Here is a 16,545-nt window from a genome sequence, read left to right as displayed (position 1 = left end):
GTCCGCCTCAAGGAACCGCCATCATGGCCTCACTCGCCAAGACCTCCCGTCCCGTCGCCCGCCTGATCGGCCGCCGCCACGCCGTGCAGACGGTGCTCGACTCCCCCGCCACGCTGACCTGGATCGCCGCGCCGGCCGGTTCCGGCAAGACCAGCCTGGGACTGGAGTTCTGCCAGGCCGCCGGCCCCACCGTGGCCTGGCTGCGGCTGGACGAAGCCGACATCGACCCGGCCAGCTTCCTGCTCTACTTCGAACAGGCCATTGTCAACGGCGGCGTGGCGCCGGACTGGCAACCGCCGCCGCTGCTGCGCGAACACCTGCCGGCGCTGCAGGGCTACCTGCGGCTGTACGCGCGCTCGCTGGGCGCGACGCTGGCGCCGGCCAGCCGCATCGTCATGGACGACGCCCACCGCTGCCAGGACGCGCCCTTCTTCCGCCAGTTCCTCGAAACGCTGGCGACCGAGCTGCCGCCGGCCAGCAAGGTGGTGGTGCTGAGCCGCGCGCTGCCGCCGTCCGCCTGCGCGCGCCTGCTGGCGCACGGCGACATGCATGAACTGGACAGCGCCGCGCTGGCCTTCAGCCGCGACGAAACCGAAGTGCTGCTCAACGTGCTGGGCGTCGGCCACGCCGACACCGTCGCCGACAGCGTCTACAACTTCACGCGCGGCTGGGCGGCCGGCATCGCGCTGGTGGCCTCGTGGCTCAAGCGCCGGCCCGGCGCCGCGCTGGCCGCCGAGGACGTGCTGTCGGAAGCGATGGTGGGCTACCTGGCAGAGGAAGTGTTCAGCGCCTACAGCGACGAGGAACGCGCCACGCTGCTGGCCGTGTGCTGGCTGCCGAACTTCAGCGGCGCGTGGGCGGCCACGCTCTCCGGCGCGCCGCACGCGGCCGACATCGTGGCCCGCCTGGCCGCGCAGGGAGCGCTGATCTACGAATATCCCGGCCGCCAGTATGCGCTGCATCCGCTGTTCCAGGGCTTCCTGCGCAAATGGGCCGCCACCCGCATCGACGAGGCGCAGCGCCACGCCTGGATCGCCGGCTGCGTCGACATCCTGCTGGCCGACGGCAGCGGCGACGCCGCCATCAAGCTGGCACTGGAACACGGCATGCCCGAACGCGCGGCGGGCCTGATCGAATCGCGCGCCGAGGCGATGCTGGCCAGCGCGCGCCACACCACGCTGGCGCGCTGGATCGACGCCCTGCCCGAAGCGCATCGCGGCGCGTGGCACCACTACTGGCTGGGCCTGGCCGTGTTCATGAGCGACACCGCGCGCGCCCGCGCCGCGCTGCTCAAGGCGCTGGAGGCGTTCACGGAGCAGAACCGGCCGATGCACCGCTTCCTGGCGCTGAGCGCCATCATCAGCTCCTACTTCTTCGACGGCGCGGCCGAGCAGCCGCTGCGCGCCTTCCTGCAACAGCATGTGGACCCGGCGCAGGACTACGACCAGCTGCCCGATCCCGGCCTGAAAGCCCACCTGACGCACAGCATGTGGAGCGGCTTGTTCATGACCGATCCCGGCCACCAGGACATGGACCTGTGGGAGCGGCGCGCGCTCGAAGTGCTGCGCCAGCCGGCCGATCCCACGCTGAAGGTGCGGCTGGGCGCGATGCTGGGCCAGCACTACTACCAGTCCGGCCGCTACGCCGCCGTGCGCAAGGTTCGGGTGCTGCTGGACGCTCTGCCGGAAGCCTCCGCGCTGCCGCCGTACGCGCGCTACCTGTCGCACCTCGTGCAGCTGTACGATGCGCTGGTGGGCATGGACCACGCCCGCTTCGACGCCACCTTCGCCGCCTGCCGCGCCAGTTCGGAAAGCAGCGGCATCCGCATCATGGACGCGCATTACGTGCTGCTGTACGCCGCCTCCTGCCTGCTGCGCGGAGAACTCGACAAAGCCACCGCCGCCGCCACCGAGATCGCCGAACAAACGCCGGTGCAGCACCACAACCTGGTGGCCCACCTGCAGCTGACGCAGACCTGGCTGGCCAGCTGCCGGGGCGACGGCCACGGTGCGCTGGAGCACGCACGCCTGGCGCACGAAGCGGCCCTGCGCTTCGGCAGCATCCCCTACGAGGTTTACGCGCAGACCGCCAGCTGCGTCGCCTACACGCTGCTGGACCGCGAACGCTGCGCCGCCGAAACGGCCGTGCTGCGCCGGCACGCCGCCGACTACCGCTCGCCGCTGGCTGCCACCTGGGCCGACCTGCTGGAAGCATGGCTGCTGGTCACCGGCGCCGACGGCAAGGCACAACCGCTGCAACAACTGCAACGCGCGCAACCGGCGCAGCTGCTGCTGGCGCAGGAAAAGCTGCGCCGCGCGCTGTACCACTTCGCGTCGCAGGGCAGCTACCTGACCTTCGCCACGCCGCACATCCTGCAGCCGCTGTGCGCGCACGCGCTGGCGGCCGGTCTCGCCCCCGACGCGGCCAACGCGCTGATACGCGCCTGGCGCCTGGCGCCACCGGAAGACGCCGGCGACCACTGGCCATGGCCGGTGCAGGTGCGCGTCTTCGGCGGGTTCGAGCTGCGCATCGACGGCGAGCCACTGCGCTCGCAAGGCAAATCCAAGCACCGCCAGCTCGACATCCTGAAACTGATCGCCGCCCACGCGCCGGCCAGCATCTCGCTGGACCGCGCCGCCGAGCTGCTATGGCCGGACGCCGACGGCGACACCGCGCGCCATGCGCTGGAGACCACACTGTCGCGCCTGCGGGCTACGGTGGGCGTCGGCAGCATCGTGCTGGAACAGGGAGCGCTGTCGCTGGCGCCGCAGCGCTGCTGGAGCGACACGGCGGCGCTGGAACGCCTGCTGGCGCGCCTGCAAACGCTGACGCAGGAATGCGGCGCCGCCGGCGATGCCGCGGCATCGCACGAAGCCGCGCTGCTGGCGGCATCCACGCAGGTGCTGTCGCTGTACCGGGGAGAATTGCTGCATGGGGAAAGCGCGCCGTGGCTGTTGGCGCGGCGCGAACTATGGCGCGGCAAGCTGGCGCGCGCGCTGGGCGAAGCAGGCCGCCAGCTTGCCCGTGCCGGCAACACGGCGGCCGCCGCGCAGTTGCTGGAGCGCGCGCTGGAGGCGGACCCGTACTGCAAGGCCCTGAGCACGGACCTGATGCGCCTCCACCTGGACGACGCCAGCTTCGAGGAAGGCTTGGCGGTCTACCGGCGCTACCAGCGCATGGCATTGAGCGCGCTGGGCGCACCGGTGGCGCCGGAGATCGAAGCGCTGGCGCAGCAACTGATGGCCTGCGCCGCGCAATCCAGCCCCGCCGTCTACGCGGGCAAGGCCGGATCGAAGCGAGCTACATGATGTACTTCAGATGCTCGGCCGGGATGCCCATGGCCTTGGCCAGTTCCGGATTGGCGCGTATCTGCTGATCCACGCCCTCCATCGCCGGCACCTGATGCACATCCAGCCGCTCGGCGCGCGCCTCCGCCGCGCCGCCCTCGGTGCGGCGGCCGACTTTCTGCATGTCCGGCGCCAGGCGCAGCACCACGCCGCCGCGTTCACGGGTGGCGTTGAGCAGCGTGCCATTTTGGTCGGTATGCACATTCAGCCCGGTGTAGCCGGCGTCACGCAGCAGCGCGCTGATGTCGTTGACCAGTTTTTGATCCTTATCCATTTTCATTTTCCTTTTAAGCTAAGAGCAAGCCGAGCGACGCATCGCTGCTGGCGTTTTGTACGAAGGCGCCGGCGGTTTTTTTACCGTCGCCAGGCAAGAAGTAAATATTGGAGAACTTGACGCTGGCGATAGCCGACGTCAATTGGGGCAACAGCGCCTGGACTTCCTTGCGCACGGCCGGCAGCGCGGCCTTCAGCGCATTGGAAGCGGGGCCGGCGCAGAATGGCGCGCCGCCCTCGAACGAGAACCAGGTGCCGTCGACCGTCACATGCAGGTGCTTCTGGCTGTCGAGGAACACGAACAGGAACACCGAGATGGTGCCGTCGATATCGCTGCAATACCAAGGCGTCTCAATATGGAAATCGAAATTGACCTTGGCTAGCATGTCGAAAGGTTTGTGCGCGGCCGGCGACTGGCTAAAGTAAGGGACGCTGATCCACGGCGTGCCCTGCACGCGCAGGCCGCTGGTGAGCGAGGCGCCCGCTGCGATCAGCTGCTTGGCGACCATGCCGACGTTGGCGTTGGTGTTAATCACCTTGCCGAGATCGACCAGGTTTTCGCCGTTGGGACGATGGACCACCAGGATGCCGCTGCCCGGAGGCGATTCGGTGAATGGTTGATCCGCTGCGCTGACGGCGTTCTGGCCAACGAACACGCCGTTGAAGAACCCTTGTATGAATGAATATGTGGTGGTGACTGACATGATGCTTTCTTCCTGTAGATAAAAGCGTCATCGATGGAATATCGACAACCGCAGGGAGAAAGTTAATCTTGTCGGACCCACAAATGACTTGCAAATGCCCGGGCAAACTCGCGCCGCCGCGCGTGCAAGCGGAGGTAGACTACATCCTCGACTAACCAAGGAGAGTGAAGATGAACAAAAACACGATCTGCCTGTGGTACGACCATGACGCGGAAGAAGCCGCGCACTTCTACGCCCGCACCTTCCCCGACAGCGCGGTCGGCAAGGTGCACCGGGCGCCGTCCGATTTCCCCGGCGGGAAAGCGGATAGCGTATTGACAGTCGAGTTCACGGTCTGCGGCATCCCGTGCATCGGCCTCAATGGCGGCAAGGCCTTCAAGCACAGCGAGGCGTTCTCGTTCCAGATCGCCACCGACGACCAGGCCGAGACCGACCGCTATTGGAACGCCATCATCGACAACGGCGGCGCCGCGAGCGCCTGCGGCTGGTGCAAGGACAAATGGGGCCTGTCGTGGCAGATCACGCCGCGCGTGCTGACCGACGCCATGGCCCGGGGCGGCGACGTCGCCCAGCGCGCGTTCGCGGCCATGATGAAGATGGGGAAGATCGACGTCGCCGCGATCGAAGCCGCCGTGCGCGCCGCCTAACGCGTCCCGTGGGTCAAGCCGTACGCCCTCAGAACGGCAAGCCAGGCTGGATCGCTGCCCATCCTGGCCACGACGTCCTCGATGTCGTCGCGTTCCCTGGTCATCCCTTGCTGGAACATCAGGTGGCGGGCGTAGCTGCCCAGGTTCTGTTTTGAGACATGAATTTTCCCGGCGATGCCAGCATCCTTCTCGACCAGATAGCGGACGGACGAATCGGCAAGCGTGATCACGTCGAGACGCTGCATCAACAGCATGCTCAGTAACGCGCCTTCGTTGTTGTTGCGGTGTGCGTGGATACGCCCGCTGTCCATGTCTTCCGCCAGCGCCGGGTAGGTATGGCCCAGCATCGCGCCGAAGCGGATGCCTCGCAGCGAACCGGGACCGTCATATTCGAACGGTTCCGAGGCGCGCGACAGCAGGTCCTGCCGGTCGTCGAACAAGGCCGAGGTCCAGAGGTATTTGCCGCCGGCCGGCCCACCAAAAATAACCGAGGGCGCAAACAAGACCATGCCCCTGGCGCCGGTATCGAGCATGGAACCCAGGCGGGCGCGCGGCACGAACATCAGGCGGACTTCATATTTGCCAGCCAGTTTCTGGTTCAGGTAGGCCACCAGGTCCCGATCCAATCCGGCATTGGACCGGGCATCCGTCAGGAACGGCGGCGCCGCGTAATAGGTCCAGGCGGTGAGCACCTCGGCCGCCTGCGCATACGCCAGATCGCGACAGCAGCCCATGAGTATCAGTATGGATGCCAGTACGATCTTCATGCGCGGGCTTACGGGTTCAAGAGACCGGCTATCGCATCCAGCAGCAGCGGTTCCTGGAAGGGTTTGCCGAAGTAGGCGTTCACCCCCAGTTGCAGGGCGTAGTTGCGGTGCTTGTCCGCGCTGCGCGACGTGATCATGATGATGGGGATGTCCTTGGTGCGCTCGTCGCCGCGCACGTTGCGCGTCAGGTCGAAGCCGTCCATGCGCGGCATCTCGATATCGACCAGCATCAGGTCAGGCCTGGCCCCTTGCAGCTGCTCCAGCGCGTCGACGCCGTCCTTGGCCAGCGCGACGTTGTAGCCTTCGCGCTCCAGCAGCCGCTGGGTCACGCGGCGCACGGTCAGTGAATCGTCGACCACCATGATGGAGCGCCCTTGCCGCGATGCCGCCCCCTCGCCCGCCGCCCGCACATGGTGCTGCTGCATCTCGGGATGGTGCGCAAGGTGCTGCGCCAGTGCGACCGGATTCAGGATCAGGACGATGTCGCCCGAGCCAAGCACCGTGGCGCCGGCGATGCCGACCATGCGCGCCAGCTGCGGGCCGATATTCTTGATGACGACCTCGCGATTGCCCAGCACCTCGTCGACGCGCACCGCCAGCCGCTCGTTGCCGTTCTTGAGCATCATCACCGGCGCGGATCGCTGCGCCGGCGGTTGCGCCGCGCCGTCGCCCAGCAAGGCGGGCAGGTAGTGCAGCGCGGCGTGCTGGCCGTGCACCGGCACGTAGCCGTTGTGGTGCGCCTCGGTCAGAGCGGCGTCCTTCATCTGCAGCACCTGCTCGACCAGGATGGCCGGCAGCGCGTAGGTCTTGCCGCCGGCGGCAAGCAGCACCACCTGCGTGACGGCCAGCGTGAGCGGCAGGTGGATGGTGAAGCGCGTGCCTTTGCCAGGTTCGGAGAAGGTGTCGACGCGGCCGCCCAGCGCCTGCGCCTCGGACTGCACCACGTCCATGCCGACGCCGCGCCCGGACAATTCGGTCAGCGCTTCGGCGGTGGAGAAGCCGGGTTCGAAAATCAGGTCGGCGATCTGGACGTCGGTGACTTCCTCGTCTTCCCGCAGCAGGCCGTTGCTGATCGCCTTGGCGCGGATGCGCTCCAGATCGAGGCCGCCGCCGTCGTCGGTGAATTCGATGACGACTTCATTGCCTTGCTGCGTGACCTGCACCAGCAGTTCGCCGGTTTCGTTCTTGCCCGCTGCGCTGCGGGCGGCGCGGCTCTCCACGCCGTGGGCGATGGCGTTGCGCAGCAGGTGTTCGAACGGCGCGGCCATGCGTTCCAGCACGCTGCGGTCGATTTCCACCGCGCTGCCGCGTATGTCCAGGTTGACGCGTTTGTCGACTTCCTTGGCGCTCTGCCGGGCGACGCGGAACAAGCGTTCGGAGATGCTGGCGAAGGGCACCATCCGCACGCGCATCAGGTCGCGCTGCAGGTCGCGCGTGAGGCGCGCTTGCAGCACCAGGTCGTCGCCGGCGTTGTCGACGCTGCGGGTCAGGCTTTCATGGAAGGAGGCGACGTCGTTGACGCTTTCCGCCATCATGCGGGTCAGCTCCTGCAGGCGCGTGAAGCGGTCGAATTCGAGCGGGTCGAATTCGCGGTCGCTGGAGATCGACATGCGGGAGGCGATCTGCGATTCGGCCTGCATCTCGACTTCGCGCAGCTGGCGGCGCAGGCGGGTGAGGTTTTCTGAGAAGTCGAACAGCGAGGCGCGCAGGGTTTCGACTTCGTTCTCCAGCTTGGAGCGGGAAATCGATACTTCACCGGCCTGGTTCACCAGGCGGTCCAGGATGTCGGCACGGACGCGGACCAGCGGCGATTTAGCGCTCGATTGCAGTTCGTCGGCGGGGGCCTGTGCGGCTGGCGCGGGCGCTGTGGGGGCGGGTGCTTCGGCGCTGTCCACGGCGTCCGCCGTGATGCCGTTGGTGCCGGCGATGGCCGGCTGGCCGGCCTCCAGGCTGGTGATATCGGCGGCCAGGCCGGCGGCTTGGTGCAATGCGTCCGGATGCTGGAGCTGTTCGAACAGCAGCAGCGCGTGGTCGTAGTGGGCCAGCAGTTCGTCGAACGCTTGCGGCGTGGCGGAACCGGCGTGCACCATGTTTTCAATGTGCGTTTCGATTTCGTGGGCGTGTTGGCCCAGTCGCATCGCGCCGGCCATGCGGGCGCTGCCCTTCACGGTGTGCAGGAGGCGCAGCAGGCTTTGGGCTTGCGCGGTGTCGGCGGGATTGTGGTGCCAGGTGCGCAATGCCTCGCCCACCTGCGGCAGCAAGTCCGCGCCCTCTTCCAGGAAGACCGGCAGCAGGTCGGCGTCCAATTCGTCGTGGAAGATCGCTGGTGCGGCGGTCAGGATTTCCGGCTCGGCCGGCGGGAGTTCGATAACTTCGGCCTCCAGCAAAGCGTCGTCGCCGGGGATGAGTTCCGGCTCCGACGCAAGGGCCAGCGGCTCGGGCTCCGTCTCGGGCTCCGTCTCGGGTGCGAGCGCGGAGGCTACAACTTCGGCCTCGGATTCTGGCTCGGGTGCGAGCGCGGGGGCTGCTGGCTCGGGTTCTGGCTCTGGCGCGGGGGCTGCCGGCTCGGGCGCCAACTCCAGCACGGGCGCTGGCGGCGCGGCTTCGGGTTCCGGCTCTGCGATTTTGAGCGGCGGTTCGGCGAAGGCATCGTCGAACGCGGCGTTGAACAGATCGTCGATGCTGTCGTCCGCGCGCGCCTCGGTCTTTTTCGGCGCTGCTTCGCGCACGGGCGCATCCGATTCCGGCACGCTGCCGCTGAGCGCTTCGAACGCCTCGCGGAACAGCCTCTCCATCGCCGACTCCACCGGCGCGGATGTGATGTCGTGCATCGTCTCCGCGACCAGATCGTCCAGCCGCGCCTCGATATCGTTGCTGGCCGCTGGCGGCGTGGCTTGCAGCTCGGAGCGCAGGTCGTGCAGCGCGGTGATCAGCTCCGGCTGCGCCGCCGGCATGTCGCCGGCCGCAAAACTCTGCAGCATCTGACGGATGCGCTCCATCGTAAAGTCCAGCAAATCATGCTGTACCTGGTCGAGATGCGGCGCGGGCGGCAGCAGCGCCTGCAGCGTGGACTCCAGCGCCAACGCCAGTTCCCGCAAGGCCTTGAAGCCGACCGTGCCCGACGTACCGGCCAGCGTGTGCGATGCCTGCAGCGCCTCCGCATGGACCGGACGGCGCGGCTCGTGGCGCCATTCGCCGAAGTCCTGCGTGAGCAGGCGAACCAGTTCGTCCGTCTCGTGCAGATAGATGTTGTACAGCGGCAGAGAGATCTCCAGCTCGCCGATGTGCTTGACGTTGTCGTCGCGCGGCACCGCCGGCGTGATCGACGGGAAGTCGATGACGTTGCCATTGGAGACAATCGCCGGCGGTGGCTCGAACGCTGGAGGAGCTGTCGGCATCGGCGGCTCGGTCGCTGGCGGTGCTGTGGCCGACGGCGGCTCGACCAGCGGCGGCTCGTCGGCGGCGATGACCGGCAGCCCCTCCGCCTCGGCGACTACTTCCGCTTCGGCTTCCGGCACCAACGATGGCGATGGCGATGGCGCCGCCGCATCGATCGCGAACTCGCCGCCCTCCTGCACGCGCGCGGCCGCAGCGACCAGCGCATCCGCATTGCGCGCCGAGACCCCGGCCGCCACCAATTCCCCCACCCAAGCGCCCATCTGGCGCGCCGCCTCGTTCAGCAAATCAAACAGGGCATCCGTGGCCGGCCGCGCCTCCGCCAGCCACACATTCATCACCCGCTCGATGGCATGCACCGCGTCGGCGAACTGGCTCAGGCCCACCATCCTGCCGCTGCCCTTCAGCGTATGGAAGGAGCGCCGCAGCATGGTCAAATTCTCCTCGCTGCCCGACTCCGCGCGCGGCTTGGCCAGCGTCGCATCGATAAACTGCAGCACCTCCCCGGCCTCTGAGATGAAGATGTCCAGCAGCTCCGCCTCCACCGCCGCATCGCTGCTGGCCGGCGCGGGCGCCTGCGCCGGCATCGCCACGGGAGCCGGCGCGGGCACCTGCTCCTCCAGCACCGGTATCGACTCCGAAGCAGCCATCTTCTTGAACGGCACCGAACGGAACGCGCCATGCGCGGCATCGAACGCAAAGCGCTCGCGCGCACCGGCAGCGTTCTGCGCCAGCATGTCGACAAAGAAGCCCAGCGCACCGACGTTCTGCGCGATATCGTCCAGCGCCTTCGGCTCCAGCGACGGATCGCCCTCGCCCGCCGCCAGCGCCTGCACGGCGGCCTTCACATGCTGCGCCGCCTGCGTCGCGTCTTCCTGATCGAGGATGGACAGCGCGCCCTGCAACTGATGCAGCACCGGGTCCAGCTCCGTCAGCGACGGCCGCTTCGACGGGTCGACGTAATAATCGTCGAGCACCTTCTCGACTTGGCGCAAGCCGGCCTTCATTTCCATCGCCAGCGCGACGACGGTGTCGTCCTGCCGCATCTGCTGCGCCAGGCCGCTCTGCCACTGCGCCGGTTCCGGCGGCGTGTCGCCGGCCACCAGCGCCAGCAGGCGCGCGCCTATCGTGTCCGCATGCGCCGCGAAATCGCCGGGCAGATGGCGGATCTGCTCCAGTCCATGTTCGGCGAACAGCAGCGCGGTCGCCATCTCCAGCGCCAGCTCCTCGCTGCGGCCGGCCGAGATGGCGGTATGCGCCACGCCGGCCAGTTGCCGCAACAAGATGCTCAATGCCGGCAGATCCAATTGGTCGCAAGCCTCGGCCACATCGGCCAGCGCGCTGCCGAACGCCGCGTCCAGCGCCGGATCGATCTCCGCGCCGGCCAGCCGGTCCCAGCTCACCTTGGCCCGCGCCATGCCTGCCTTGGCGCGCTCCAGCGCATCAAGGTCGATCTGGCCGTAGCGGCGGCGTTCATAATCGGCCGGTACCAGGCCATCAAGCGCAAACACGCGGCGCAGTTCCAGCACCGCCTCCGATGACGATGCCGACGCCGGAGCGGCAGCGATGAAGAAAAGCGCGTCACGCAGCATCGCATCCGGCTGCGCGGCGGCGCCCTGGCTCAAACGGCGTATCTGCAGATTGATCAAACCGAACAGCTGCTTGACGTACAAGCCGCCGGCCAGATCGCCGTTGGCCACCAGGTCGGCGAAGGCCTGCATCGCCAGCCAGAAGGTGCGCGCCTTGGCGTCCTGCTGGGCGGCGGCGACCAGCTTCACGGCCTCCAGCAGCGCGGCGGCATGCTCCTGCTGCTGCGCCGCCTCGGTGCTCTTCAGGTAAGGCAGCAGCGATTTCTCGAAGCGCTGCCGGAACGCCGTGTAGTCCGCTGCGGCGGCCTCGCCGGCCGGTGGCGGCGCCACGCTGCGCGACAAATCGGGATAGAACAGGTCCGCCGGATGGACGCGCTCCGCGCCCATCATCTCCTGCACCGCGCGGTAGTAGGGGAACAGCTTGACCGGCTGCGACGGCGCGCCCTCCAGCAGCTCCTGCAGATACTCCACCAGCGCCTGATACAGCTCCGCCAGCGTCTGCGCATGGTCGGTGCTGCATTTGAGCGTGCCGGCCTTGAAGCGGTCCAGCGCCTCCTCGGCCACCTGCGTCATCAGGCCCACGCCGTCCACGTCCACCATCATCAGCGCGCCGTGCGCCTGGTGCAGGTGCGACCGCGCGTGCTGCAACTGGGTCGCCTGATCCTCCGGCGCCCGGCCGCCTGCTTCGAACAGGGCGGTCTTCGAGCGTGCCAGCGACTCGCGGATTTCCACCATCACCCACGACAAAGGGCCGGTATCGAACTGCGGTTGCGGCGGATTCGGAAAATCAGTTGTGGTCATGCTTGCCTCGGCCTTTCAATGATGGGCGGTTCAGGACGCGATACGGAATCGCGCCACCGAGTTTTTCAATTCCTGCGCCAGCACTGACAGCTTATGAATCGATTGTGCGGTTTGCTGGGTACCGTCCTGCGTCTGCTCGGTCACCGTCAAAATGTGTTGGATGTTCTGCGCCACGCCGGACGCCGACGTGGCCTGCTGGCCGGTCGCCATCGAGATGCCGGAGATCAGCTCCGCCAGCCGGTTCGACACCTGCGAGATGTCGTTCAGCGCCGCGCCGGCCGCGTCGGACAGGCGCGCGCCTTCGACCACGCCCTGGGTCGACTTCTCCATCGCGGCCACGGCGTCGTGGGTGTCGGTCTGGATGGTGCGTACCAGCGCGCCGATCTGCTTGGCCGCTTCGGCCGAGCGTTCGGCCAGGCGCTGCACCTCCTCCGCCACCACCGAGAAGCCGCGTCCCGCCTCGCCGGCCGACGCAGCCTGGATCGCCGCGTTCAGCGCCAGCACGTTGGTCTGTTCGGTGATGTCGGAAATCAGTTCGGTGATCTCGCCGATCTCCTGCGACGATTCGCCCAGCCGCTTGATGCGCTTGGACGTGTCCTGGATCTGCTCGCGGATCTCGTGCATGCCCTTGATGGCGTTTTCCACCGCCGTCGCGCCCTGCTGCGCCGCCGCCACCGACTGGCGCGCCACGTCGGCCGATTCGCTGGCCGAACGCGAGACGTCGGTGATCTCGTTGGCCATCTTGACCACCGTGGCCGACGCGTCCTGGATCTCGCGCGACTGCTGCTGCGACGCCAGCAGCAGGTCGCTGGAGATGCTCTGCGCGTGGGTGGACGCCTTGGTCACCTGCTCGGCGGTGGCGGTCACGCGGCCCACCAGGCCGCGCAGCTCTTCCACCGTGTAGTTGACCGAGTCGGCGATGGCGCCGGTGATGTCCTCGGACACCGTGGCCTGCACCGTCAAGTCGCCGTCCGCCACTTCCTGCAGCTCGTTCATCAGGCGCAGAATCGCCGCCTGGTTCTGGTCATTCATGGCCTTCGCCTCTTCCTCCTTGCGCTGCGACTGCTGGCGCATGGATTCCGCTTCCTGGCGGCGGCGGTCGGCGCCACGCGTGCGGTTGTAGGAATCGACCAGCAGCACGCGGCCGATGGCCGCCGCCGAGACCAGCGTGAGCATGCCGCCGGCCACCATCAGCCAGAAGGTCAGGCCCAGCGAATCCTGGTCTTCGCGGTAGGCCTGCTGCAGCACCGACAGGCGCTGGCGCAGGGCCTCGTTGTCGTTGAAGATCAGCTGTTCGGCGTTCTTGGCGGCGCTGAACTTATCCAGCTTGTCGAGGATGGCCGTCACCAGCTTCTGGTATTCCTCGAAGTCGTTTTTCAGCGCGGTGAATTTCTCGCGCAGGTCCGGCTCGCGCACGGCCGCCAGCCCGAGCGGCGCGCTGCCGTTGAGGAAGCCGTCGACGGTGTTGCGGAACACGGTGGTGTCGCGGCCCAGCTGGAACGCGGTCTCCGACGTGATGCCGCCGGCGGTGAGGAACTCGCCGGCGCCTCGGCTCATGCGCTGCGTGAGCATGGTCAGCTTGCCGAGCGCCGCGATCTCGCGCGCCGAGCCGCCGCGCTGCACCTTGAGCGCGGAGATGTCCTCGGTGCGGTTGAGCAGGGCCGGCGACAGGTCGTTGATCTTCTTCAGCGTCTTGTCGACGCCGCTCAGGTCCGCCTTCAGCAGCAGGATAGTGCCGGCGGCGATATCGGACGGTCCCCACTGCTTGCGGGCCGCAGCCACGACGGGCGCCAGCGCGGCGATCGGCTCGCCGATCTCGCGGCCTTGATAGCGGCCGCCGCGCGTCATCAGCGCGAAGTCGTTGTTCAATTCCTTGCGGCTTTCCTCCAGTTGGCGGAAGCCTTCCGCGCTGCCCTGCACCGCGTTCGGCGCCGCCTTGCCGATGCGTTGCGAGTGCATCAGCGCATCGCTGGCGACCTGGGTCTGGGTCGAGCGGTTGGCGCTGTGGATGGTGTTCAGGGCGACGAACAAGGCGCTCAGCGCCAGGCTGACCGCCAGCGCGGTCGACAGGATGCTCAACTGGCGCTGCGCCGGCAGGTGGCCGATCAGCGGCAGCTTAAAGCCGCCCCCCGGCTCGGCCGGCGCCACCGGAGCGCCGCCACGGCGGCCCAGCGCATCGCGCAGGCGCAGCGGCGCGGCGCTATCCGCGACGGCGGAGGTGCTGTCGCCATCGGCGGCGCTTGCGGGCGCTGGCGGCGGCATCGGCATCGGCGCCGACACCACGCCGGTGTGCAAAAACTGCGAATCGCCCGCTTCGCCAAATTCCGAATTCGCTGCCATGTCCGGCGCGGCTTTGCGGTCGCCCCGCGAGAAAAACCCCATCTTGAAAGCCATTACACCCTCTTCGGATTAGTTGCGATCTACCCCAGTATGCCGCCCTTACAAACCAACCTGCAGAAAACGCGATTCACGCACCAGCTGCGCCAGGTCGATGCGGGTCCATTGCCGGCCCTCGCCGTCGGTGTAGTGCTGGCGGCTCCATTCAGGTCCGGCATCGGCCGGCGCTTCCAGCGCCTGCATGTCGGCCAGCTTGCGCAGGCCCAGCACACGCTCGGCCAACAGCGCGCAGTTGAAACCCAATGTGGGGGCGAAGGTGATCAGGCGCCGTTCCGCCGCCGCCGCGTCGCCGGCGGCCAGGCCCTGGTAGCGCGCCAGATCGATCACGCCGGTCAGGTTGCCGCGAATATTGGCCAGTCCCTGGTACCAGTCCTGCGCCAGCGGCACCGGCGTGACCGGCTGCAGCGGCACGATTTCACTGATCTGGGTCAAGTCCAGCAGGCAGAGTCGCCCGCCTATCAGCACGCCGAGTTCACGACCGCCCGCCGCGACGCCGGTTTTTGCGGCCTGCATGCGCTCCAGCAGCTGCACCTGATATTGGCGCAGACGGCTGCGGCGTTCCGGGCCGGCCGGAGTGGATGGGGTGTCGGGCGTCGGGCCGCTCATCGCTTAGCTAACGGCAGACAAAGCGGCGATCTTGGCCAGCAGTTCGGCCGCGTCCACCGGCTTGACCAGGTAGTCGCGCGCGCCCTGGCGCAGGCCCCAGATACGGTCGGTCTCCTGGTTCTTGCTGGAGCAGATAATCACCGGCACGTCCTGCAGATCGGGATCGCGGGCGATGGCGCGAGTGACCTGGAAGCCGTTCGCGCCGGGCATGACCACGTCCATCAGGATCAGCTGGGGCTTGTCGGCCTTGATCTTGGCCAGCGCCTCCTCGCCGTTTTCGGCGGTCGAGACGGAAAAGCCGTTTTTGACCAGGATGTCGGTCAGGTAGTAGCGCTCCGTGGGCGAATCGTCGACGATCAGAATTCTTTGTATGGCCATGGTGTTCCCCTGAAGCTGGCTTATTCTTGTGTGGAGACGCCCGCGCCGCCGGTATGCTCGCGCACCGCGGCCAGCAGGCTGTCTTTGGTAAAAGGCTTGGTGAGATAGGCGGCCGAACCGACCATGGCGCCGCGCGCGCGATCGAACAGGCCGTCCTTGGAAGACAGCATCAGCACCGGCGTGGCGTGGAATTTGGCGCTCTTCTTGATCAGCGCGCAGGTCTGGTAGCCGTCCAGGCGCGGCATCAGGATGTCGCAGAAAATGAGCGCCGGATGGTGGTCGCTGATCTTGGCCAGCGCGTCGAATCCATCCTCGGCCAGCACCACCTGATAGCCGGCCTGGGTCAGGAAGATCTCGGCCGAACGACGGATCGTGCTGCTGTCGTCGATCACCATGATTTTCAGGGCATTAGCATGCGGCGTGGTCGTCGTCATAATCGGTTCGCTGGTATGGTGGCTACACCATAGCATAGGCAGGCGGCGGTTGGCGCGATACTAGCGATGCGCCAGTCGTCCGGCGCGGCGTATCAGATGGCTACCATCTCGAAATCGTCCTTGCGGGCGCCGCATTCCGGGCAGCTCCAGTTCATCGGCACGTCGGCCCAGCGGGTGCCCGGGGCGATGCCCTCGTCCGGCAAACCGGCTTGCTCGTCATAGATCCAGCCACAGATCAGGCACATCCAGGTCTGGAACTCCTGCGTTGTTTCATTGCTACTCACGTTCTGCCACCCTTCAATCAAGTAAAATGCTGAATTAGGTATCTTAATCTACCCGCCGTGCAAAACCAAACTTCTCCTCTCATATTAAGCTTCGGCGCTGCCGATCCGGCCGGAGCGATCGGCGTCCAGGCCGACCTCGCGGTATTTTCCGCCCTCTCCTGCAACGGGCTGGCGGTGACCACCGCGTTGCTGATCGGCGACAGCGCCCGCGTCGAAGACGCCCAGGACATCGATCCCGATTGGGTCTCGGACCAGGCCCGCGTGGTCCTGGAGGACATGAGCATGGCCGCCTTCAAGGTCGGCGCGCTGACCAACATCGAGCAGGTGGCGGCCATCGCCGAGATCCTGTCCGACTATCCCGACGCGCCGCTGATCCTCGATCCGTTCAGCTCCCGCCTGCCCGATCCGGCCGACGCCGACGAGGCCGAGGAGCTGCTGACCGCCCTGCGCCAGTTGCTGGTGCCGCAGGCCACGCTGCTGATGCTGTCGCAGGTGGAGCTGGGCCGGCTGGCCGAAACCTGGCGCGAAGGCGCCGAGGACACCATGGAATCGGACGTCGAGCACCTGCTGGCCCTGGGCTGCGAATTCGTGCTCGTCACCGGCACCCAGGCCGGCACGCCGCAGGGCGAGACGGCCGCGCCGAACACGCTGGCCAACACCCTGTTCGGCGCCGACGGCATGATCAGCCACGACGCCTGGCAGCACATGCCGGGCCCCTTCCTGGGCGCCGGCGGCACGCTGTCGGCGGCGATCACCGCCTTCATGGCGCGCGGCGCCGACGTGCCGGAAGCGGTGACGGCGGCGCAGGAATACACCGTCGGCGCGCTGGCCCATGCGCAGCGCTACGGCATGGGCAAGTTCATCCCGAACCGATTTTTCCATCTGCACCAGGCCTTACCAACTTAATACCGAAGATGCCATC

General features: G+C 67.4%; 12 protein-coding genes. 3 read left to right on the top strand and 9 right to left on the bottom strand.

Annotation, left to right across the window (positions count from 1 at the left end; genetic code table 11):
* Positions 1-23 precede the first annotated feature (23 nt).
* Complete coding sequence (locus tag HUX88_RS02030; protein WP_176360637.1) at positions 24-3,308, top strand: BTAD domain-containing putative transcriptional regulator; 3,285 nt, start codon at positions 24-26, stop codon at positions 3,306-3,308.
* Here HUX88_RS02030 and HUX88_RS02025 read toward each other — a convergent pair.
* Entirely contained in the window at positions 3,301-3,621 is a 321-nt protein-coding gene (locus tag HUX88_RS02025) for a hypothetical protein (protein WP_176360636.1), read from the bottom strand. The two genes, HUX88_RS02030 and HUX88_RS02025, sit on opposite strands and share 8 nt — an antisense overlap.
* A 13-nt stretch (positions 3,622-3,634) precedes the next feature.
* The gene (locus HUX88_RS02020) at positions 3,635-4,324 is read right to left on the bottom strand and encodes a hypothetical protein (protein ID WP_117012046.1); all 690 of its coding nucleotides are present in this window, start codon (positions 4,322-4,324) and stop codon (positions 3,635-3,637) included.
* Between the two features lie 170 nt (positions 4,325-4,494).
* On the opposite strand from HUX88_RS02020, the gene HUX88_RS02015 reads away from it, so the two are divergent.
* Positions 4,495-4,971 (top strand): VOC family protein, encoded by a 477-nt coding sequence (locus tag HUX88_RS02015; RefSeq protein ID WP_176360635.1) that lies wholly within the window; start codon positions 4,495-4,497, stop codon positions 4,969-4,971.
* Here HUX88_RS02015 and HUX88_RS02010 read toward each other — a convergent pair.
* The 7 genes from HUX88_RS02010 to HUX88_RS01980 all read right to left on the bottom strand — a co-directional run bounded on the left by HUX88_RS02010 (position 4,968) and on the right by HUX88_RS01980 (position 15,623).
* On the bottom strand, positions 4,968-5,738 hold the full coding sequence (locus HUX88_RS02010; RefSeq protein ID WP_176360634.1) for a hypothetical protein: 771 nt from the start codon (positions 5,736-5,738) through the stop codon (positions 4,968-4,970). The genes HUX88_RS02015 and HUX88_RS02010 overlap by 4 nt on opposite strands.
* Before the next feature lie 8 nt (positions 5,739-5,746).
* A complete protein-coding gene (locus tag HUX88_RS02005; protein WP_176360633.1) occupies positions 5,747-11,524 on the bottom strand; it encodes an Hpt domain-containing protein in 5,778 nt (1,925 codons plus the stop codon).
* A gap of 30 nt (positions 11,525-11,554) precedes the next feature.
* Entirely contained in the window at positions 11,555-13,864 is a 2,310-nt protein-coding gene (locus HUX88_RS02000; protein WP_229219153.1) for a methyl-accepting chemotaxis protein, read from the bottom strand.
* A 99-nt stretch (positions 13,865-13,963) separates the two neighbouring features.
* Entirely contained in the window at positions 13,964-14,527 is a 564-nt protein-coding gene (locus tag HUX88_RS01995) for a chemotaxis protein CheW (RefSeq protein WP_117012050.1), read from the bottom strand.
* Positions 14,528-14,530: 3 nt separating this feature from the next.
* Positions 14,531-14,905 carry a response regulator transcription factor gene (locus HUX88_RS01990; protein WP_117012051.1) on the bottom strand — a complete coding sequence of 125 codons (375 nt, stop codon included), beginning with the start codon at positions 14,903-14,905 and terminating at the stop codon, positions 14,531-14,533.
* A 20-nt stretch (positions 14,906-14,925) separates the two neighbouring features.
* Positions 14,926-15,339: a PleD family two-component system response regulator gene (locus HUX88_RS01985; protein ID WP_117012052.1), complete on the bottom strand. Its 414-nt coding sequence runs from the start codon at positions 15,337-15,339 to the stop codon at positions 14,926-14,928.
* A 92-nt stretch (positions 15,340-15,431) separates the two neighbouring features.
* Positions 15,432-15,623: a rubredoxin gene (locus HUX88_RS01980; RefSeq protein WP_301547057.1), complete on the bottom strand. Its 192-nt coding sequence runs from the start codon at positions 15,621-15,623 to the stop codon at positions 15,432-15,434.
* Between the two features lie 57 nt (positions 15,624-15,680).
* On the opposite strand from HUX88_RS01980, the gene HUX88_RS01975 reads away from it, so the two are divergent.
* Positions 15,681-16,529 carry a bifunctional hydroxymethylpyrimidine kinase/phosphomethylpyrimidine kinase gene (locus HUX88_RS01975; protein WP_176360631.1) on the top strand — a complete coding sequence of 283 codons (849 nt, stop codon included), beginning with the start codon at positions 15,681-15,683 and terminating at the stop codon, positions 16,527-16,529.
* Positions 16,530-16,545: the final 16 nt, after the last annotated feature.

Source organism: Duganella sp. BJB1802, assembly GCF_013369445.1.
Classification (GTDB): domain Bacteria; phylum Pseudomonadota; class Gammaproteobacteria; order Burkholderiales; family Burkholderiaceae_D; genus Rugamonas; species Rugamonas vulcania_A.
This window is presented reverse-complemented; position numbering and strand designations above follow the sequence as displayed.

Bases quoted from the DNA above. Each gene is read 5' to 3' on its own strand.
- HUX88_RS02030 (WP_176360637.1), top strand. From the start codon at position 24: ATGGCCTCACTCGCCAAGACCTCCCGTCCCGTCGCCCGCCTGATCGGC.
- HUX88_RS02025 (WP_176360636.1), bottom strand. From the start codon at position 3,621: ATGGATAAGGATCAAAAACTGGTCAACGACATCAGCGCGCTGCTGCGT.
- HUX88_RS02020 (WP_117012046.1), bottom strand. From the start codon at position 4,324: ATGTCAGTCACCACCACATATTCATTCATACAAGGGTTCTTCAACGGC.
- HUX88_RS02015 (WP_176360635.1), top strand. From the start codon at position 4,495: ATGAACAAAAACACGATCTGCCTGTGGTACGACCATGACGCGGAAGAA.
- HUX88_RS02010 (WP_176360634.1), bottom strand. From the start codon at position 5,738: ATGAAGATCGTACTGGCATCCATACTGATACTCATGGGCTGCTGTCGC.
- HUX88_RS02005 (WP_176360633.1), bottom strand. From the start codon at position 11,524: ATGACCACAACTGATTTTCCGAATCCGCCGCAACCGCAGTTCGATACC.
- HUX88_RS02000 (WP_229219153.1), bottom strand. From the start codon at position 13,864: ATGGCAGCGAATTCGGAATTTGGCGAAGCGGGCGATTCGCAGTTTTTG.
- HUX88_RS01995 (WP_117012050.1), bottom strand. From the start codon at position 14,527: ATGAGCGGCCCGACGCCCGACACCCCATCCACTCCGGCCGGCCCGGAA.
- HUX88_RS01990 (WP_117012051.1), bottom strand. From the start codon at position 14,905: ATGGCCATACAAAGAATTCTGATCGTCGACGATTCGCCCACGGAGCGC.
- HUX88_RS01985 (WP_117012052.1), bottom strand. From the start codon at position 15,339: ATGACGACGACCACGCCGCATGCTAATGCCCTGAAAATCATGGTGATC.